This window comes from Methanobrevibacter sp. TLL-48-HuF1, assembly GCF_023617305.1.
Taxonomy (GTDB): Archaea; Methanobacteriota; Methanobacteria; order Methanobacteriales; family Methanobacteriaceae; genus Methanocatella; species Methanocatella intestini.
Genome location: NZ_CP081485.1, coordinates 932,949 through 952,599 on the forward strand (window position 1 = coordinate 932,949; position 19,651 = coordinate 952,599).

13 protein-coding genes and 1 tRNA gene are annotated in these 19,651 nt (G+C 28.6%); 9 read left to right on the top strand and 5 right to left on the bottom strand.

From position 1 onward, the window contains the following. Window positions 1-3: 3 nt before the first annotated feature. The 5 genes from K4897_RS04540 to K4897_RS04560 all read left to right on the top strand — a co-directional run bounded on the left by K4897_RS04540 (window position 4) and on the right by K4897_RS04560 (window position 2,273). A complete protein-coding gene (locus tag K4897_RS04540) occupies window positions 4-294 on the top strand; it encodes a DNA-directed RNA polymerase subunit L (RefSeq protein WP_019265243.1) in 291 nt (96 codons plus the stop codon). Window positions 295-332: 38 nt separating this feature from the next. Further along, window positions 333-761, top strand: coding sequence for an NUDIX hydrolase (locus tag K4897_RS04545; RefSeq protein WP_019265242.1), 429 nt, complete (start codon window positions 333-335; stop codon window positions 759-761). An 89-nt stretch (window positions 762-850) separates the two neighbouring features. Then, the gene (locus tag K4897_RS04550; protein ID WP_019266911.1) at window positions 851-1,165 is read left to right on the top strand and encodes a transcription factor S; all 315 of its coding nucleotides are present in this window, start codon (window positions 851-853) and stop codon (window positions 1,163-1,165) included. A gap of 11 nt (window positions 1,166-1,176) precedes the next feature. Continuing rightward, a complete protein-coding gene (locus tag K4897_RS04555; protein ID WP_019265240.1) occupies window positions 1,177-2,190 on the top strand; it encodes a topoisomerase IV in 1,014 nt (337 codons plus the stop codon). A 9-nt stretch (window positions 2,191-2,199) separates the two neighbouring features. Then, window positions 2,200-2,273: transfer RNA gene (locus K4897_RS04560), tRNA-Arg, on the top strand. Window positions 2,274-2,292: 19 nt separating this feature from the next. Here K4897_RS04560 and K4897_RS04565 read toward each other — a convergent pair. The 3 genes from K4897_RS04565 to K4897_RS04575 form a co-directional block, all read right to left on the bottom strand. Continuing rightward, window positions 2,293-4,131, bottom strand: coding sequence for a helicase C-terminal domain-containing protein (locus K4897_RS04565; RefSeq protein ID WP_250416923.1), 1,839 nt, complete (start codon window positions 4,129-4,131; stop codon window positions 2,293-2,295). Between the two features lie 308 nt (window positions 4,132-4,439). Next, window positions 4,440-5,051, bottom strand: a complete 612-nt coding sequence (locus K4897_RS04570) for an ATP-binding protein (RefSeq protein ID WP_250416925.1) — start codon at window positions 5,049-5,051, stop codon at window positions 4,440-4,442. Window positions 5,052-5,056: 5 nt separating this feature from the next. After that, entirely contained in the window at window positions 5,057-5,887 is an 831-nt protein-coding gene (locus tag K4897_RS04575) for a DUF4062 domain-containing protein (RefSeq protein WP_094516348.1), read from the bottom strand. Between the two features lie 199 nt (window positions 5,888-6,086). On the opposite strand from K4897_RS04575, the gene cobI reads away from it, so the two are divergent. Next, the gene (gene cobI, locus K4897_RS04580; RefSeq protein WP_094516347.1) at window positions 6,087-6,791 is read left to right on the top strand and encodes a precorrin-2 C(20)-methyltransferase; all 705 of its coding nucleotides are present in this window, start codon (window positions 6,087-6,089) and stop codon (window positions 6,789-6,791) included. On the opposite strand, the gene K4897_RS04585 is transcribed toward cobI, so the two are convergent. Continuing rightward, a complete protein-coding gene (locus K4897_RS04585) occupies window positions 6,788-7,555 on the bottom strand; it encodes a V4R domain-containing protein (protein WP_250416927.1) in 768 nt (255 codons plus the stop codon). The genes cobI and K4897_RS04585 overlap by 4 nt on opposite strands. A 226-nt stretch (window positions 7,556-7,781) precedes the next feature. Here K4897_RS04585 and K4897_RS04590 point away from each other — a divergent pair, with 226 nt between their 5' ends. Beyond that, window positions 7,782-9,008, top strand: coding sequence for an FprA family A-type flavoprotein (locus K4897_RS04590; RefSeq protein ID WP_004032564.1), 1,227 nt, complete (start codon window positions 7,782-7,784; stop codon window positions 9,006-9,008). Between the two features lie 48 nt (window positions 9,009-9,056). After that, window positions 9,057-9,470, top strand: a complete 414-nt coding sequence (locus K4897_RS04595) for a ferritin family protein (protein WP_250416929.1) — start codon at window positions 9,057-9,059, stop codon at window positions 9,468-9,470. 238 nt (window positions 9,471-9,708) lie between these two features. Here the strand turns inward: K4897_RS04595 and K4897_RS09125 are convergent, their stop codons facing one another. Then, complete coding sequence (locus K4897_RS09125; RefSeq protein WP_256468726.1) at window positions 9,709-9,831, bottom strand: hypothetical protein; 123 nt, start codon at window positions 9,829-9,831, stop codon at window positions 9,709-9,711. Between the two features lie 578 nt (window positions 9,832-10,409). Here K4897_RS09125 and K4897_RS04600 point away from each other — a divergent pair. Continuing rightward, entirely contained in the window at window positions 10,410-19,520 is a 9,111-nt protein-coding gene (locus K4897_RS04600; protein WP_250416931.1) for an Ig-like domain repeat protein, read from the top strand. Window positions 19,521-19,651: the final 131 nt, after the last annotated feature.

Genomic DNA, 19,651 nt, shown 5'->3' on the forward strand with positions numbered 1-19,651 from the left:
GATATGATGGATAACAATACCAATATTGAAATTATTGAAGATAAAACATTAGAACTTGAATTTATTGTACATGGCGAAAGCCACGGAGTATGTAATGCACTTAGACACATCTTAATGCAAGATAATGATGTCGAATATGCTGTTTACAATATTGATCATCCTCTTACTGGTGAACCAGATATGACCATCAAAACAAAAAGAGGAAAAAGACCTAGAAAAGTATTAAAAAAAGCAGCTAGCCAACTTAAAGATGATGCTGCAGACTTTAAAAAACTTATTGAAGAAACCTTATAACTTCAATAAAAACTTATTTTATTTTTGAGGGAGATATGATGAAAAATTATAAAATTCCTTCATTAACCACAGACATTTTTATTTTTGATGACAACACTAATTTTATTCTTATTAAAAGAAAAAATGATCCTTTTAAAAATTATTGGGCGCTTCCCGGAGGCTTTGTAGAATATGGTGAGAGTGTGGAAACAGCAGCTATTCGTGAAGCTAAAGAAGAAACCAGTATTGATGTAGAATTAATAGATTTAGTTAATGTTTACTCAAAACCGGACAGAGACCCCCGCGGACACACAATAACCATAGCATATATAGCTAAAGGAAATATGGATAATAAAAAAGCAGATAGTGATGCTTGTGAAATAGGTGTTTTTTCCCAAAAAGATTTGGCCAACATTGAACTTGCTTTCGACCATGAAAAAATTATTAAAGATTGTTTAAAGGCCGTTTCAAGTAAATTTCAATGTTAAAAAATAGTAAAAATATAAATAACTTAAGAATATAATTTAAAATGTTATAAAAGTTTTAATGAGAAAAAATATATAAGGGGTTAAAAAATATGGAATTTTGTCCTGAATGTGGATCAATGTTACTTCCAACAGAAGATAATGAATTAAAATGTAGTTGCGGATATACTAAAAAATTATCTGAAGATAAATCTGAATATAATGTTAATGAAAAAATTAAAGAAACTGATAATGTTATTGAAAAAGGAGAAGATGTAAATACACTCCCAACTACAAAAGCTGTTTGTCCAGAATGTGGTCACACAGAAGCTTCATGGTGGTTGCAACAAACCCGTAGTGCTGATGAAGCAGAAACACGTTTCTTTAAGTGTCTTAAATGCGGACACACCTGGAGAGAATACGATTAAGAGGATAGTTTATGAAAAAATCTAAAGAAAATGAGCATAGAATTTCTAATTTAAAGGATATGCTAAATAATGTCAAAGATGAAGATATAAACGAACCTAATGACAATTCAGAAGATGTATTCGACATAAAAGATGATGAAGAGTATGAAGAAGATAAAGAATTGCTTGCATACCTTCATGACACAGACAAAGAATACGAAATAAATGATGAATTTATTTATCGCCCTGATTCTGATTCAACACCTCGGGAAAATTTAGAAAAAAAAGAAATAAATGAAGATTACATCATCAAAACTAAATTAGAGGATACTGAATTTTCTGAAGATAATGAAGAATACAATGACGAATCCTCTGATTTAGATGGAAGCATATCAGAAGGTTTTGATAATTTATTAAATACAAAAATAGGTGGAACACCAATAATTGGAATAATTAGTTTAGCTATAGGAATATTGTTGCTTATTGGATCACTTATTATGTTTACAGGAGCTAGTGATAGGGTTATTGATAATGTATCCTCTGGAGAACATAATAGTATTATGGTATTTACTATAATACTCGGAATATTATTTGTAATAATAGGAGCATACAAAATATTTGGATTTAAACATGTAGATAAACTAGCGGATTCAATTAAAAATATAGATAATAAAGAAAAATCTGAAAAAGAAGAAATAAAAAAACCAAAAGAAAAAATTATTCCAAAAAGTAATATTCCATTAGACAAAGAATCTTACAAAATTGGAGAATTTGACATTGGTGAATTTAAAGAAAACCTTAAAAAACCTGTTTCTAAAATAAATGAATCTACCAAAACCAAACAGACAACATTAGATGATGTTCCTCCAGCTAAAGAAAGACCTGAAGAAGAAAAAGGACTTAGTCAAGAAGAAATTGAGGAAATAGAATACGAAAAAGCTAGTTTAGATAATGAATCTATTGATGATATTTTCTCAAATGTTGAAGAAATAGACGAAATTCCTATTGTTTCTGTTGATTCAAAAAAGAAAAATAAAAAAGAATAAATATAATCTGGGCCTGTAGTCTAGCCAGGAATGACGCAGGACTTCGGATCCTGAGGTCGGGGGTTCAAATCCCCCCAGGTCCGTACTTTTTTTTAAAATGTTTTAATCTTTAAGCCTAACAATAGCTTCCTTAAAGAAATCAGGAATTAGAGAGCGGTATAATGGGCTTTTAAGAATCATATTAATATCCGAATCTAAAACATAAGTATAACATGAATCATCTTCTGCACGCATTCCACGACCGTAAGCCTGCATAAGAGTCATTACCGTTTTATATGCATACCATTTTTGGTCTCTTTTACGTCTCATATTAACCTGCTTATCTCCAAGATAAGGGAAAGGAATCTTATAAATAATCTGGAATCTGCATTTATCATAAGGTAAATCCACACCTTCACTCATTGACGGAGATACCAAAACCAAAGGATTCTCATCTTTTTCAAAATAATTCAATACTTCTTCCCTATTTTTTGAAGTATGTGAAATTAACCTTGAATTAGGCAAATTCTGATTAATATATCTTTGACATTTATAACTGTTAGTATGAATCAGACCTTTGTCATTTTTATGTTTTTCAAGAATCTTTTGTAAAATAGGAATTGTTTTAGGTGCAGTATTTTTAATTCTGTTTGCAGACATTTTACCTGCCAAATCTAAAATAATAGGCCTTTTTTCTTTTGAAAATGGACTGTCAACTTTAATATGATACACTTCATTAGGATTTAAACCTAACCATTTTGAAAACATCTTATGGGAAAGAATAGTTGCACTCATAAAGATAACAACATCACCATATTTTAACAAATAATCATTAGCATAGTGATGAACTCTTAATGGCTTAAATTCAACACCTTTCTCATCAGAATCAATAACCCAGTTTTTAGGTTCTTTTTCAAGGTTATTTTTAAGTGATTTAAGTCTTCCAATAGTTGATCTTATTCTTTCTGCCTTATTTTTAGAAACATCTTTAATATTAATATCCTCATAGCTTTCTGTAATAGCTGCAATTTCCATTATCCAATCTTCAATCTCGCCATCTTCCAATGTTTCTTTAGAAATTACCTTATTAATATCCTTTTCTAAACTATGATTAAATAAATCAACTTCCATTGTATTCATTAATTTGTTTTCAATATTGTGAGCCTCGTCTAAAATCAGTAAAGACCTTGTACCGAAATGTTTTACATAATTTAACTCTAAAATTCCATAATCATAGTTCATTAAAGTAATTGGAGAATTGACTGCATTTGCTTTTTGATTCCAATAATGGCAGTGCTGGCCAGACTGATAAAATATAGTTCCGCCATGAGAATCTTCAAAAGCCAATTCTGCATCCAAAGTTGGATTTTTAGCTACTCCATATGGGCAAAAAAAGTTACTTGAAGTTGGAGATGTCTTACAAGTCCCCATATCACAGGTAGACTCCAAATTATCATTTAAACAGGCAAAATTCCGCCTACCTTTAACTAATGGGAAATCAAACTCATCAGCGTATTGGGCCTGTAACTGTTTTGTCATTGTTAAAATATAAGCAGAACCATACATTTTAGCTAGTGTTGTAGCTATTGCAGATTTACCTGTTCCAGTTCCTGCTTCTAAAACGATGTATTTATATCCCTGACGAATTGCATCATTAATATCCTGTATAATATCCAGCTGTCCCATCCTAGGTGTTTCAAAAGGGAAATTTTCAATTATGTCCCTTTCAATGTGAGGGCATTTTCCTTGAAGATATGAAACTGTATCTTCATTTAATCTATGATCTTCAATAGAATAAACTTCAGGAATTTCATCATCTAAAATAGAAGAAGTTCTTGGCTTTTGAAAGCTAAATAAATCAACAGAATCCTCATCTGATGAAGAAACCTCATTATTTGAATGACTGCAAGTACAATTACTTTTTAACATACCACAATTTGGACAAAAAATAGAATTAGACATCAAACAATATATTAGTTACAATACTATAAATAAATTATAGAAGTGCATATGAAAACTAATATTCACAAAAATTAAATCATAAAGATGATAATATTACCAATACTAAAAAAATATTAGGAATGTGAAATAGTCACCACTGATTAGAAAGAAAAATTATTTATATACTTATAAAAAATAAACAAAAAACTGATTAATTAAATTAAAATTTATACACTTAACCATAAAATATTAATAGCTACTTTTAATTTAAAGTGTAAAGTTTAATGTAAAGTTTTTTAGTTTCATGCAAAGTTTTTTTATGGAAAATTTTATTTAACATAATATATGTAAGATCTGCCCTTTTTTACTTTATTAATCAAATTTAAACTCTCTAATTTATTTAAATCTTTTGAAGCAGTAACTCTAGATATTTCAAAACAATTTAAATAATTATTGATAGTGAAAGTTTTATTTTCATTAACCATTAATGCAAATGCTTTTATTTGTCTTTCATTTAAACCTAATTTATCCAAAGGGTTCCTATTATTTTTATATAATTCTGGATCAATAGTATTTTCATCCCTTGCCCATAATGTTACTTTAAAAAATTCCCCCATTTCTTCAAATTTAGGTTCTTTTAAACCTTCCTCCAACATGGTTTTTTTCATTCTTGAAATACCCGTCCCATAATGTTCCATATATCCTGTTTTTGAAAATATATCACATATTATTTTATTTCTATGTAATGGATTAGCTGACTCTAAAGTGGCTATAGTTAATGGTGGAATTAATTTACCCGGACTTGTAATTTCTATCCTATTATCATATATATAAAATGTAATGGGTGATGAATTTATTTTATAGTCTCTATGTGCTACTGCATTTACAATAGCTTCTCTTACAACTTCAAATGGATACTCATTAAGGTCTATCCTATCCATACCTACTACCACGAACTAGTTTTTGTATTTCTACTGAAAAATAATCGAACATCCTCCATTAAATCAATTAACGTATTATATGAATTTTTTCTATCAATTATATCTGCCCTAGTTCCATTTTTAAATTTAGCCATTTTGATTTCATGAGGTATGTTAAATTTATTGATATTTTTAGCAAAGAATAACGCACCAGCATTATTAAAATGAAATATATTATTTTTCATACTACCTGCATTAATTATAGTTAACATTTCCTCAGGAGTTTTTTCTTCTTTTAATTGTTTTAAACTATTATTATTAACCGATTTAAAAAAAAGATTATAAGAATCCATATCAATATCTTTAGAACTTGAATAATCAATTATTCTTTTATCAAAATCATTTTCAACTATCTGATTATGGAGAAAATGCGTCAAACTTTTTTTAATTTCTTTAATTAATACTTCAATAGTGCCAAATGGTTTATATATGTGATTATCACTTATCTTAGCAATAAATTTTTCAATTTTACCATCCCTTTTAACAGAATCTTTTATAAAAATAAATACCTCATTTGATTTTTCATTAAATAAATCATATTCTGTTTCAGTAGGAGATAAACCCGTGTCTAATATTGTTCCATATTCAGACCCTATTAATCCAATATAAATATCTGAATCTAAAACATTTTTTCTCCAAGTATCATTTGGTGATTGTCCAGAAGAAGGAATATTTTCAAAGACAAAAACTTTAAAAAAATCATTAAGGAAATCATCGTTTTCAATCGTACTTACAATAGCTTCCCTTTCTTCTTTAAATTCGACCATATTACTGCTGATAAAAACTTTATATGCCATTTAAACCACCAAATATATTATATATTTTAATAATTTTAAAATTTTATTTTTATATACTAATTTTATTTATAAGAATAGATGAATATTATTCCTACTACTTTTCAAATACAAAAGTGTATTATAAACAATATTATAAATAAACTATAGAAGTGCATATGAAAACTAATATTCACAAAAATTAAATCATAAAGATGATAATATGGCGAAAAAAGGAAAGTTAATTGGAATTGGTGTTGGACCTGGAGATACAGAATTACTTACTTTAAAGGCAGCTAAAGTTTTAGAAAGTGTGCCAGTAATATTCTCACCAAAATCAGCAAAAGAAAAGAAAAGTATAGCATTATCAATTGTAACACCAATTTTAGAAAAAAGACAGGATTATAAAAGATTAATGGTTGTAGAACCTTTATTCCCAATGATTGAAGATAAACAGGAGCTTGAAAAATATTGGAATAGTGCTGCAGAATTAATAGCTAACTATTTAGATAGCGGAAGGGATGTGGCTTTTATAACTCTTGGAGATCCTTCAATATTCAGTACTTATTCATATACTCAAAAGAAACTGGCTAATAATTATGAAATAGAAACAATACCTGGAATTACTTCATTTACTGCTTGTGCAGCTGCTAAAAATGAACCATTAGTTGAAAAAAATGACATATTAACTATTGTTCCAAAAATAGATGACAGACTAGACAATTTCCTGGAACACAGCGATTCAATTGTTTTAATGAAAGCTTCAAGAAATCCAAAAGAATTAGAATCAGCTATCGATGAAAAAAACAGACCTAAAGAAGTATTTTCAGTACAAAATTGTACCAGAGAAAATGAAAAAATAGTGGAAGGTTTCTCAACTGAAAAACCATACCTTACAACAACTATAATCAAATTTACAGATGACTAAATTTCTTTAGGTTTGAAAGGCTCAACTTCAAAAACACAGTTTTCATCACCCATTGTACAACATTGAATTTCGATTACACGAACAGGTAATCCGAAAAATTCACTAAACAATGCTTGAAAAATACCTGTATCCAAATAACATGCAGGTTTTCCTGTTTTTGGAAGTAATTCGCATTCAAAACAGTCCGCAGCTGTGATTTTGATAATTTGACCTAATTTAAAAGATAATTTACCTAAACCTTTGGTTTCCCAAAATTCAGCAATATTTCCTATAAACACCTCCAAATCATCATCATACAACTTATTATATAAAGATTGACCCATACGTATTCCTGTAGAATGCAATACCGGATCAATGTTTATTCCTTCCTGTATAAGCATTGATCTCAAAGTATGAAATAATAAAACTGTAAAATCTCCATCATTTTCAACAATATTCTCAATTAAATATTCAGCTCTTGTTTCTTCAATTTCATTTTTCTTTGATACTTCTACAGAACCAAGATATTTTGAATTTAAATAAAAAATTTTTCTTCTGCTGTCTGACTCGCCTAATCTGTATGAGATTATTCCATCTTCCCGTAAACTTTTTAAATGTACAGAAATTGTAGATTTTGATTTACCCGTATTTCTAACAATTTCATCAAATTCCATGTCATTGCTACGAAGCATTTCCAAAATTGTAAGTTTGACTGGGCTTTTAACAACATCAATACCCATATCCGCATCTTTAGAAAATATCTGAAGTGGTTTTTGTTTAATCATTAAAAATATCTCCGTTTGTAACTATACTAACAAACTAAATTTATATAAGTATAATATAATATTCGTATCTAATAAAATTAACCCTTCATTTATAAAATGTTCAACTTAAGGATATATCAAAGACCCAATAAATTTATATATTAGTTCATACATAATACAATTTTAATCATGCGAATTATTCGTATGAAATAAAACAAAATTCAAAAAGACATATAAGGCGATTCAAATGAAAGCAAATGCTCAAAAAATCGGTGATGGAGTATATTGGATTGGTGTACTCGATTGGGACTTAAGAAGTTACCATGGATACACTTTAGACGGAACAACCTATAATGCATACATTGTATTTGGTGAAGACCACGTAGCTGTTATTGATAATGCTTACCCTGGTAAAACTCAAGAAATGATGGCACGTATTGAAGATGCTTTCGCACAAGAAGGCAGAGATGAAGTAGTTGTAGATTACATTATTCAAAATCACGTTGAAAAAGATCACTCAGGAGTTCTTGTAGATTTACATAAAAGATTCCCTGAAGCACCAATTTACTGTTCAGAAATTGCTGTAAAAGGTCTTTTAAAACATTATCCTGCATTAGAAGGTGCAGAATTTGTTACTGTAGGTACAGGCGACACTTTAGAAATGGATGGCAGAACCTTTGCATTTTTAGATGCATTCTTATTACACTGGCCTGACAGTATGTTTACCTTACTTGTAGAGGATGGAATTTTATTCCCAAATGACGCATTCGGTCAACATTTATGTTTCACAAAAAGATTCGACCACGAAGTTCCAGAATATGTGTTAATGGATGCTGCACAAAAATTCTATGCTAACTTAATCACTCCACTTTCCAAACTTGTTCTTAAAAAATTAAACGAAGTAGTGGAATTAGGTTTACTTGAACAAATCAAAATGATTGCACCATCCCACGGTCAAATCTGGACTGACCCAATGAAAATTATCGGAGCTTATACTGACTGGGCACAAGGTGTATGTGAAGACAAAATTACAATTGTCTACGATACTATGCACTACTCTACCCAAAAAATGGCTCATGAATTAGCTGAAGGTGCTATATCTGAAGGTTACGATGTTGAAATATTCTACTTGCACGAAGATGAAAGAAGTGAAATCGTTAAAAGTATTTTAACCAGTAAAGGAATAGCTATCGGAGATCCTACCATTAATGACGAACCATACCCAAGTATTGGGGACATCATGTACTACTTAAAAGGTCTTAGATTTGATAAAACAAACATTAACAGAAAAGCTGTCACATTTGGTTCCATGGGTGGAAAAGGAGGAACTGCTAAAAAACTCGCTGAAAAACTTGAAAATTACGGATTTGACGTAGTGGACTCTCAAGAAATTTATTACATCCCAACTGAAGAAGAAAATATTGACAGCTATGAGTTAGGAAAAACTTTAGCTAAAGCATGTAAAGAATTATAAAATATGAAATATAAATTTATTAATTACTAATAATTGGAGGTTATTATTATGATTAAATACGAACATAAAATAGGTAGTACTGTTGGTACTGGAGTAGAAAAAGAAGTGCAAAACAATTTCAACGGAGAAACCCAAGAAGTAGGTATGTACTTAGCTATGTCTAGACAAGCATCAAGGTCTGGTTATGGGGAATTAGCTGAAGTATTCAAAAGATTAGCTTGGGAAGAAGCAGAACACGCAGCAAGATTCTGTGAAATGAACGGAATCATTAAAGATGATCTCAAAGCTAACATTGAAATGATGTTAGAAGGAGAAAAAATGGCTAATGCTGAAAAAAGAGAAGCTTCTGAAAAAGCAGCTAGTGAAAACCTTGAAGACGCTACTGACTTCTTCAAAGAAAGTTCCAAAGATGAAGGACGTCACTACAAAATCTTAGAAGGAATTTTAGAAAGATACTTCTAAATAAACTTCTAATTTAGGGAGGAATTCCTGATTCTTCCTTTAAATCTCTTTTTTTAAGAACAATGTTAATAATTTAGTTTTTTGATGTTTTTTCTTCTTTTATTTGTTTTTGAGTGCTGTGATAAGTTTATTTTTTGTTGATTTTGGCATACTTGTTTATGATACAACATGCAGTTGTCTGGAAGACTATCCTCATTATAGGGTTTTCTATGTTTCATAGTTTTAACTTTTATTAAACTCATAAAATATCCAAAAGAACAGCCATATCCATTTTTAACTCTTTTTTGATGAACTTTTTTTTCAAGTTCGTTTTTTTTTGCTGTGCTTTATTGTTATGTGCTTCAGATAATTTTTTAGGCATTGTTAATAGATGGATAATAAAGGTTTTCTGTTGAGAAATACACTGAATCTGAGATTAAAATATGTTCTTGGAATCTTCATTGTATTTCACTGTAGTTTTTTTGCCCCAAATTCTCTTTGCATCTCAATAAAAAGTTTAATAGTTTCATGCATTTTTAAGCACATATCCTATTGTTGTTCGATTAATTGATTGTAATATGTTATTATGTAATAAATCTCATTTTGAAAATTTATTTAAAACTAAAAATAATGGATAAAAAGTGGAATTAATAAAAATAAAAACTAAATAAATATAAAAATTTAAAAAATAAGAAAAATTAAGAAATTATAGATTTATTGACAGGATTCAAAAAAATAAGAAGAATTTAGAGAATAATTATGCTATAGCCAGAAATAAATTTAGAGCACATTAGGTGTTTTTACTCAAATCAGACACAGAACAACAAATTGGATAAATCCAACTAATAAAGTAATAGCTCGTTTAAAGTTGATTTGAAAAAACTTAAATATTATCTGATTGTTATATATTAATTGTATTTAACATGATTTTTAAATACAATTTTTTGGGTGAAAATGAAGATGAAATTAAAAAACATAATGCTGATAAGTTTAGTCTTATTAGTTTTTTTAACAATTAGTGCAGCAAGTGCTACAGACAATAGTGTAACTATTTCTAATAGTGATTATGCTGCAACTAATGTAGACTCAAATATGAATTTTGGGGGGGAAAATCCTTCATCAAATTCTGTAAATATTTATGTTAATACTACTGGTTCTGATGATGGTGCTGGTAGTAAGGAAAGTCCTTATAATAGCTTAAATAAAGCAATATCAAGTGTAACTGAAACACAGGATACAGTTATTTATTTAAGCGAAGGAACATTTAGTGGAGAAAAAAATACAAATTTGAATATTGATTCTTCAGGCGGTAGTTTAACTATCATCGGTCAAGGTAGTGATAAAACCTTTATAGATGGTAAATATACAGGTATTGTATTTACATCAATGAGTAAAAATTCACTAGTAACATTGAAAGATATTGCTTTTGTAAATTGTAACTCCAGTACTGCTGCTCAAAATCAGGCACCAGTTATAACAAGTAATGCTATTTTAACAATAGAAAACTGTGTATTTGAAAATAATTATGGAACTGATGCTTATGGTGCTATTTATCAACGAAGTAATAATTTAACTGTTATAAATTCTACTTTTAAAGATAATTCAAATTTAAATAGAGCAGGAGCTATTCGAGCAGAAGGTCTGGATAATGTTAATTTAATTAATAATACATTTATTAATTGTTATGGAAGATCATCTAATACTCAGGGATCATCAGTCTATTTAAATAGTATAACTAAAGCAAACATTGTTGGAAATAAATTTGCAAATATCATATCAAACGGTTATGATGCAAGTATATATTTAAACTCTAATAATGGTTATTTAATTAACAATACTTTTATAAACTGTACTAATCAAGGAACGGATTATTCTATTGTATATTTAACTGGAAAGAATTATGTAAGTGGAAACAAATTCATTAATGCAAGTAATAATATGGGTAGTATCTACAGTCAGGGGACAATGAATTTACTTTTTACCCTATCGAATATTACTACAAATAATACTAATTTTAGCATAACTGCCCGTGTAAGCGATATTGATGGAAATAATGTGTCACTATACAGATATGCATATGTTTATTTTTATCTAAATGGAACTTCATTAGGCCACTCCAGAATTATTAATAGTGTATCAACTTTAAATTATGCTGGTTTATTAGATAATGGAAAATATACTTTAACTGCTGATTGTTCTTATGGTGATGAAAATAGTAAGTGTATAGCTGGTAATTTAATTGTAAACATTGATAGGACTCCTTTAAATATTTGGGTTTCTGTTAATGGTAATGATACTTCCGGTTTAGGAACTGAAACAAGCCCTTTTAGAACTATTAAAAAAGCATTAGAATATGGTTTTAATAATAAAGTAGAAGTTATTATTCATTTAAAAGAAGGTAACTATTCTGGTGCAGGTAATGTTAATTTAACTTTCGATACCGTAGGAATTTTAACTATAATTGGTGAAAATTATAATAAAGCTATTATTGATGGTAATTATACTAGCCCTATATTTTTATCAATGAATAGGAATTCAATAGTAACATTGAAAAATATTACTTTTATAAATTGTAACTCCAGTACTACCAGTCAGGCTTCAGTTATAAAAAGTAATGCTCTTTTAACAATAGAAAACTGTGTATTTGAAAATAATTATGCTGTTGGTAGATATGGTGCTATTTATCAGCAATATAATAATTTAACTGTTATAAATTCTACTTTTAAAGATAATTCAAATTCAAATAGGGCAGGAGCTATTTATGCATCTGACCTCAGTGTTAATTTAATTAATAATACTTTTATTAATTGTTATGGAAGATCATCTAATACTCAGGGATCTGCAGTCTGTCTTCTTGGCGTATCTAAAGCGAATATTATTGGAAATAAATTTATAAACATCACATCAAACGGTCATGATGCAAGTATATATTTAAACTCTAAAGATGGTTATTTAATTAACAATACTTTTATAAACTGTACTAATCAAAGAACAGGTTATTCTATTGTATATTTAGAAGGAAATAATTATGTAAGTGGAAACAAATTCATTAATGCAAGCAATAATCAGGGTAATATTTACAATGGTGGATATATGAATTTACTTATCACTTTACTAAATACTACTACAAATAGCACTAATTTTAACTTAACTGCTCATGTTACTGATATTGATGGAAATAATGTGTCAATTAGTAGTTATAGTAGGTATATTTATTTTTATGCAAATGGAACTTTATTAGGACAAACCAAAGGTGTTACTAACAGTGTAACAACTTTAAATTATATTGGTTTATTAGATAATGGAAAATATACTTTAACTGCTAATTGTTCTCATGGTACTGAATATAGTAAGTGTATAGCTGGTAATTTAATTGTAAATGTTGATAGGACTCCTTTAAATATTTGGGTTTCTGTTAATGGTAATGATACTTCCGGTTTAGGAACTGAAACAAGCCCTTTTAAAACTATTAAAAAAGCATTAGAATATGGTTTTAATAATGGAGCGGATGTTATTATTCATTTAAAAGAAGGTAACTATTCTGGTGCAGGTAATGTTAATCTAACTTTAGATGCAATAGGAACTTTAACTATAATTGGTGAAAATTATAATAAAACCATTATTGATGGAACATCTACTAGTACATTCTTTAGTACAACCATATCTAATAAAATACTTTCACTTAATTTTGTAAATTTAACTTTTAATAATTTTGCAAGTGATGCATTTCAAAAGGCGGGTGTAATGACTTCACAGGCAGGAAAAACTATTATTAACGATTGTATTTTTACTGATTGTTTTTCTAAACATTATGTAGGAGCATTGTCTGTAAGCAATCTTATAATGGATAATTGTATTTTTGAAAAAATCATATCTGATTTAAATTCTGGTGAAGGAGCTATTACCACAAAAAATGCTACTATTACTAATTCAATTTTTAAAGACATAATCGTCGGTGGTGGAAAACGTACTCAAGTTGAAAAGAGGTATAGTTATTTATCTGGAGCTATTATTGTATATACATTTAATAAAGATGAAACTGCTTATTTATATAGTGCAAATAATAAATTTGTCAATATAACTTCAAAATATTATGGAGGTGCAATAAGTTTTTCAGTAAAAGCTAGTTTTGGTTTGGGTTATGGTGTTTCTATTAATGATACTTTTATAAATAATACTGCCCAATATGGCGGAGCTATATTTGGTAATTGTAATGTATCTGGAGCTAAATTTATTAATAATACAGCTACATTTTCTGGAGGAGCATTATATTTAATTAACAACTGTACACTTGTAAATAATGAATATATTAATAATACTGCTAAAGGAGTTTTAAATGATATTTGTTTAAGTGATTATTACATTACTCAGATGGCGGGTTTAACTTTAACATTTACAGATATCACTTCAAATACTTATATGAACGATATTGTTGCTACATTATCCAATAAAGATAATGCAATTATTTCCGGAGGCATTGTTAATTTTTATGTTGATGGAGTTCTAATTGGAAATTCTGCTTTGTCTAATAATAAGGCAAATTTAAATTATGTATTTAAAAATGGCCAGTATACTATTTCTGGAAATTATAGTAATGCATTAAATGATTTAGTTATAAATAATGGAACTGCAAAAATCAATGTGATTCCTTTAACTATTACAGATTTATATGTTTCAGACAGTCTTGGAAATGATAATTATAATGGAAGTTTATTATATCCATTTAAAACTATTAAAAAAGCAGTTTATTATGCTTATGGTTATGATAATGTAACAATTCATATTTTAGATGGTATTTATTCTGGAAATGAAAATACAAATATTATAATTAACACCGGTTTATTAACTATTACAGGAAGAAATGCTGTAATTGATGGAGGAAATAGTAATACATTCTTTACAATTAATAATGCAAAAAACCTTATCATTGATAATTTAACATTTATTAATGGATTAATGTCTTCTAATGGAAATATTTACATTTCCAAAACATCAGGAGTAACCTTAAAAAATGTTATATATATGAATAATAATGCAGTTGCAAGTTTAACTGCTGATGTTAGAAACATTTATAATAATGGTTATTTAACAATTATTGATTCTATTTTTAAAAATAATGGTGCTGATAATAGCTATATAGATTCTGGTGTAATTTATAATAATGGTGATGTATCTCTTACAATTAATAATTCTAAATTTATAAATAACACTGGTAGTTTCTCTGCTTGTATTTACCATATTAGAAATTATTTTGATAATTCATTAAATAATTGTTATTTCGATGATAATTATGGAAGGTATGTTAATTATGGTGCATTTAATATTACTGGGTGTAATTTTGTAAATAATCATGGAATATGTGTTCAAGGAAGTTTCAATGTAATTAACTCTAATTTCACCAGTAATCCAGTTATAGATGATCATTATGGTACTGGTGCGGCTTTAAATGGTCAAGGTGATGTTTTCAATTGTAACTTTATTAATAATTCTGCTTATGGTGATGGTGGAGCTATTGTAATAAGTGGAGGTTCAATTATAAAATGTAGTTTTATTAATAATACTGCAGGAGCTACTGGTTCTGGTAGTGGTGGAGCTATATTTAGCAATGAAAATACTGTTATAAGTAACTGTTATTTTGAAGGCAATAGTGTTTCAAATGGTAATCCTTCTCAAAATGGAGGTGGAGCTATCATGAATAGAGGTAGTTTAACTGTTATGAACTGTAATTTTGTTAACAATACTGCTTCTACAATTGGCGGAGCTATTCGTAATGGTATGGGATATTCTACAGATACTATTACTATAATGTATTCTAATTTCACCGGCAACCATGCTGGAAGTTGGGGCGGTGCAGTTGCAAGTTATACTGATCCAAGTCAATACCAACAAGTAGCTAAAACTTACATGACTGGCTGTATTTTTACTAATAATACTGCTGGCAGTCTTGGTGGGGCATATTATACAGCTCGTAGTTTAGGAAATACTATTGATGATTGTATTTTTAATGGTAATCAGGCTCCTTCTGGCGGTGCATTGATGATTAGTTCAGATTTAAAAATAACTAATTGTAGTTTTATAAAAAATAATGCTACTGAAGGTGGAGCTATTAGAAGTGGATATAGTTACTCTATTTCTGATTCTTATTTCTTTGAAAATAATGCTGTTGATGGCGGAGCAATATATCATTCAATTTATACTACTTTAAATATGATTAATTCTGTAATTTTAAATAATACTGCTTCCGGTTTAGGTGCTGCTGTATTTGGAGGTTCTAATACTATTTTAAATGATAATTGGTGGGGTTCTAATGATAATCCTAATAATGTATCTAATTTAGTTTATGGAGTACAAAATATTACCAACTGGTTCGTAGCTACTATAGATAATAATATCAGTAGTGTTTTTGTTGGAACTAATAATACTATTTCAATTGTGTTTAAAAATAGTAATGGTACTGATGTTACATATATAATACCTAATCGTGTTTTAGAGATTGTTTCTGCTAGTGCTAGTGTTAATTCTTCAACTGTTAACTTTAATAACAATACAGCTACTTTCACTGCCGTTACAAATTCTGAAGGAAATATTATCTGTACTGTTGATAATCAAAAATTCTTAATTGATATTGTTAAAATGGAGTCTCTTATTAATGCAAGTGTTAATGGTAGAGTATATGGAAATAATGTCAGTATTGGTGTTGCTGTTACCGGTGTAGATAAAAGTCTTGCTAGCGGTACTGTTAATATAATTGTTAATGGTAAATCTTATACTGTTAATTTAATTAATGGAACAGCTTCTCTTAATTTAGGAATTTTAAATGTTAATACTTATTCATTTACAGTTAATTATAGTGGAAATGATATGTATAAAAATTCATCTGCCACTTCATCATTTACTATAGTTAAGGCGGATACCAATGTTGTTATTACTGTTAAAGATATTCAATATGGTGAAATTGAAACTATAACTGTTAAAACCAATCCATTGTATAATGGAACTGGTAATATTCTATTTGGATGGAGTACTAGCTATCCTGTTACTTTTGTAAATGGTGTTGCTGTTAGAAATTTCACCAATTTAGCTGTAGGATCTTATATTGTTACTGCAACTACTGCAGGTAATGATAATTTCAATTCTCATGATTATGATCCATCTGGTAGTAGTTTCCGTGTTTCTGTTGCTGATACTAAAATTAGTATTAAAACTGAAGATATAATTTTCGGTGATCCTGCTAAAGTCGTTATTACATCTACTCCATTGTTAAATGGAACTGTAATTTTATCTGTAGACAATGGTAATCCAATTAATCTTAAGTTAATTAATGGTAGAGTTGAGTATGTATTGAATAAATTAGAACCTGGTAAACATAGTTTAAGTGCTGTTTATAATGGTGATGCTAATCATAAACCTGCTTTTACTTCCGGTACTATTAATGTGGCTTATGTAGGTACTGTTACTAATGATACTTTCTTTAGTTTCTTTGATAGTAACGGTAATTTAAAATCCGCTTTTGTTGGTAGTAATTTAACTTTTGTTGGTACTTTTAGTGGTCTTGATATAACTTCCATTAATATTAATCGTCCTATTGATTTATCAGGCAGTAATGCTACTTTATTGGATATTATGTTAAATATTAGTGCTGATAATGTCAGTGTCAATAATTTTACTGTTGATATTTCTGATGATAGTGCTTTGACTTACGGTGTTTTAGTTAATGGTGATAGTGTTGTTTTAAGCGGTAATGTGATTAATGTTACTGGTGCTTTTGATTGTGATGCTTATGGTGTTTTAGCCGATTCTTGTAATGATTTAACTTTATTTAACAATACTGTTATTTTTGTTGGTAAAACTAATGGTACTGGTATTAATAAGGCTTTATCTTTTGATAATTGTACTGATTTAAATATTATTGATAATATTATGAATATTACTATTCCTTCTGGTGCTATTTATGATGCTTCTTGGAATCTTGATATTAAAACTGGTGGTGTAGAAGTTACATCTTGTGACGGTGCTGTTATATCTAACAATATAATTGACCTTAGCTATGATGGTGTTTTTGGTTCTTATGATATTATTTATGCTGTTATGCTTTCTGATTCCGCTGATGTGATTGTTAGTGATAATATTATTGATTGTATCGGTAACTCTTATATTTATGGTCTTAGTTTAAGCAATTTAGATAATTTCACTGTTGTTGACAATGTTATTGATTCATTTACTAGTAATCATTATGCTAATACAGTTGTTATTGGTGGTGAATCTTCCGGTATTGTAATGAATAATAATTTAAGTGCTGTTGCAAGTGCTGTTGCATATCCTGTTTATTCTTCTGTTTATGGTGCTAATTTAACTGTAGATTATGTTAACAATACTGTTTATGGTTTAGCTAATTCTGTTTACGGATTTGAAGTAATGGGAACTGAAGAATCTATAATCAATAACACTATCTCTGCAGATGGTAATTTCACTATAGGTATTGCTTCTGCTTGTAAAGATTTAGTTGTTTCAGGTAATACAATTGTTACTAATGGTGCCGGTCTTGGAACTCCAACTACTGGTGATTCTATTAGTTCTGAAAATGTAGGTATTAAAATAAATTCCGGAAAAGCTGTAATTTCAGACAATAGTGTTAAAACTACTGGTAATTATACTGTTAAGTTAAATACTGAAGGTAATACTGTTGTTGATAATGAGCTAATTTCTCCTTATTATAAAGGTGATGTTAGTGTAACACCTTCTTCCGGTAACATTATTGCTAATAACACTCCTGTAATGTCTGCAAGTGTTTTAACTGGTAATGATGTTATTATGTTCTTTAAAAACGGTACAAGATACGAAATTACTTTAACTGATATTAAAGGTAATGCTTTATTTAATCAAAGTGTTGTTATCAATATTAATGGTGTAGATTATGTTAGGTTCACTGATAAAGATGGTAAAGCTAGTATAGGTCTTAATTTAAATACAGGTAATTATACTGTTACTGTTACATATAATGGTACTGAGGATTATACTAAATCATCAATAACTAATAATGTGACTATTTTATCTACTGTTGAAAGTAAAAACATTACTAAAATCTATAGGAATGATACTCAATATCATGCTGCTTTTGTAGACGGAACTGGTAAAGTTTTAGCTGATAAAGAAGTTACTTTTAACATAAATGGTGTTTTCTATAAAAAAAATACTAATGCTAACGGTGTAGCTACTTTAAATATTAATTTAAACAGCGGAACATACATCCTAACTGCTATTAACCCAGTAAATAATGAAATGGTTGGTAGTACAATTACTGTTTTATCTAGTATTCAGAGCAACAACATTACTAAATACTTCCAAAATGATACTCAGTATAGTGCTACTTTCTTAAACAAAGACGGTAGTTTATTAACCAATACTGAAGTTACTTTTAACATAAATGGTGTTTTCTATAAAAAAAATACTAATGCTAACGGTGTAGCTACTTTAAATATTAATTTAAACAGCGGAACATACATCCTAACTGCTATTAACCCAGTAAATAATGAAATGGTTGGTAGTACAGTTACTGTTTTATGTACTATTCAGGGTAATAATATTACTAAATACTTCCAAAATGGTACTCAATATACTGCTACTTTCTTAAACAAAGACGGTAGTTTATTAACCAATACTGAAGTTACTTTTAACATAAATGGTGTTTTCTATAAAAAAAATACTAATGCTAACGGTGTAGCTACTTTAAATATTAATTTAAACAGCGGAACATACATTTTAACTGCTATTAACCCAGTTAATGGTGAAATGTATTCTAACACTATTAAAGTTTTACCTACTTTAACTGGTGAAAATTTAGTTAAAACATACGGAAATCCTGATCAGTATAAGGCTAAGTTAGTTGATGGTGTTGGTAAACCTGTTAATGGCGTTAATATTACTATGAATATTAATGGTATTTTCTACAACAAATTAACTGATAGTAATGGAGTAGCTAGTTTAAATATTAATTTAATGCCTGGTGAGTATATTATTACTTCATCTTATGGTCAAGCGGTGGTTTCTAATACTATTAAAGTGAATAGATAAAAGTATTTTTGTAATGAGGGTTTTATTTTATTAAAACCCTTTTTCTTTTTTAAAGTATTAATATGCTTTAAAGAAGCAATAAATGATGTAAAAATGTTAAGAACAAATAAAATAAATGAATTTAATTATAT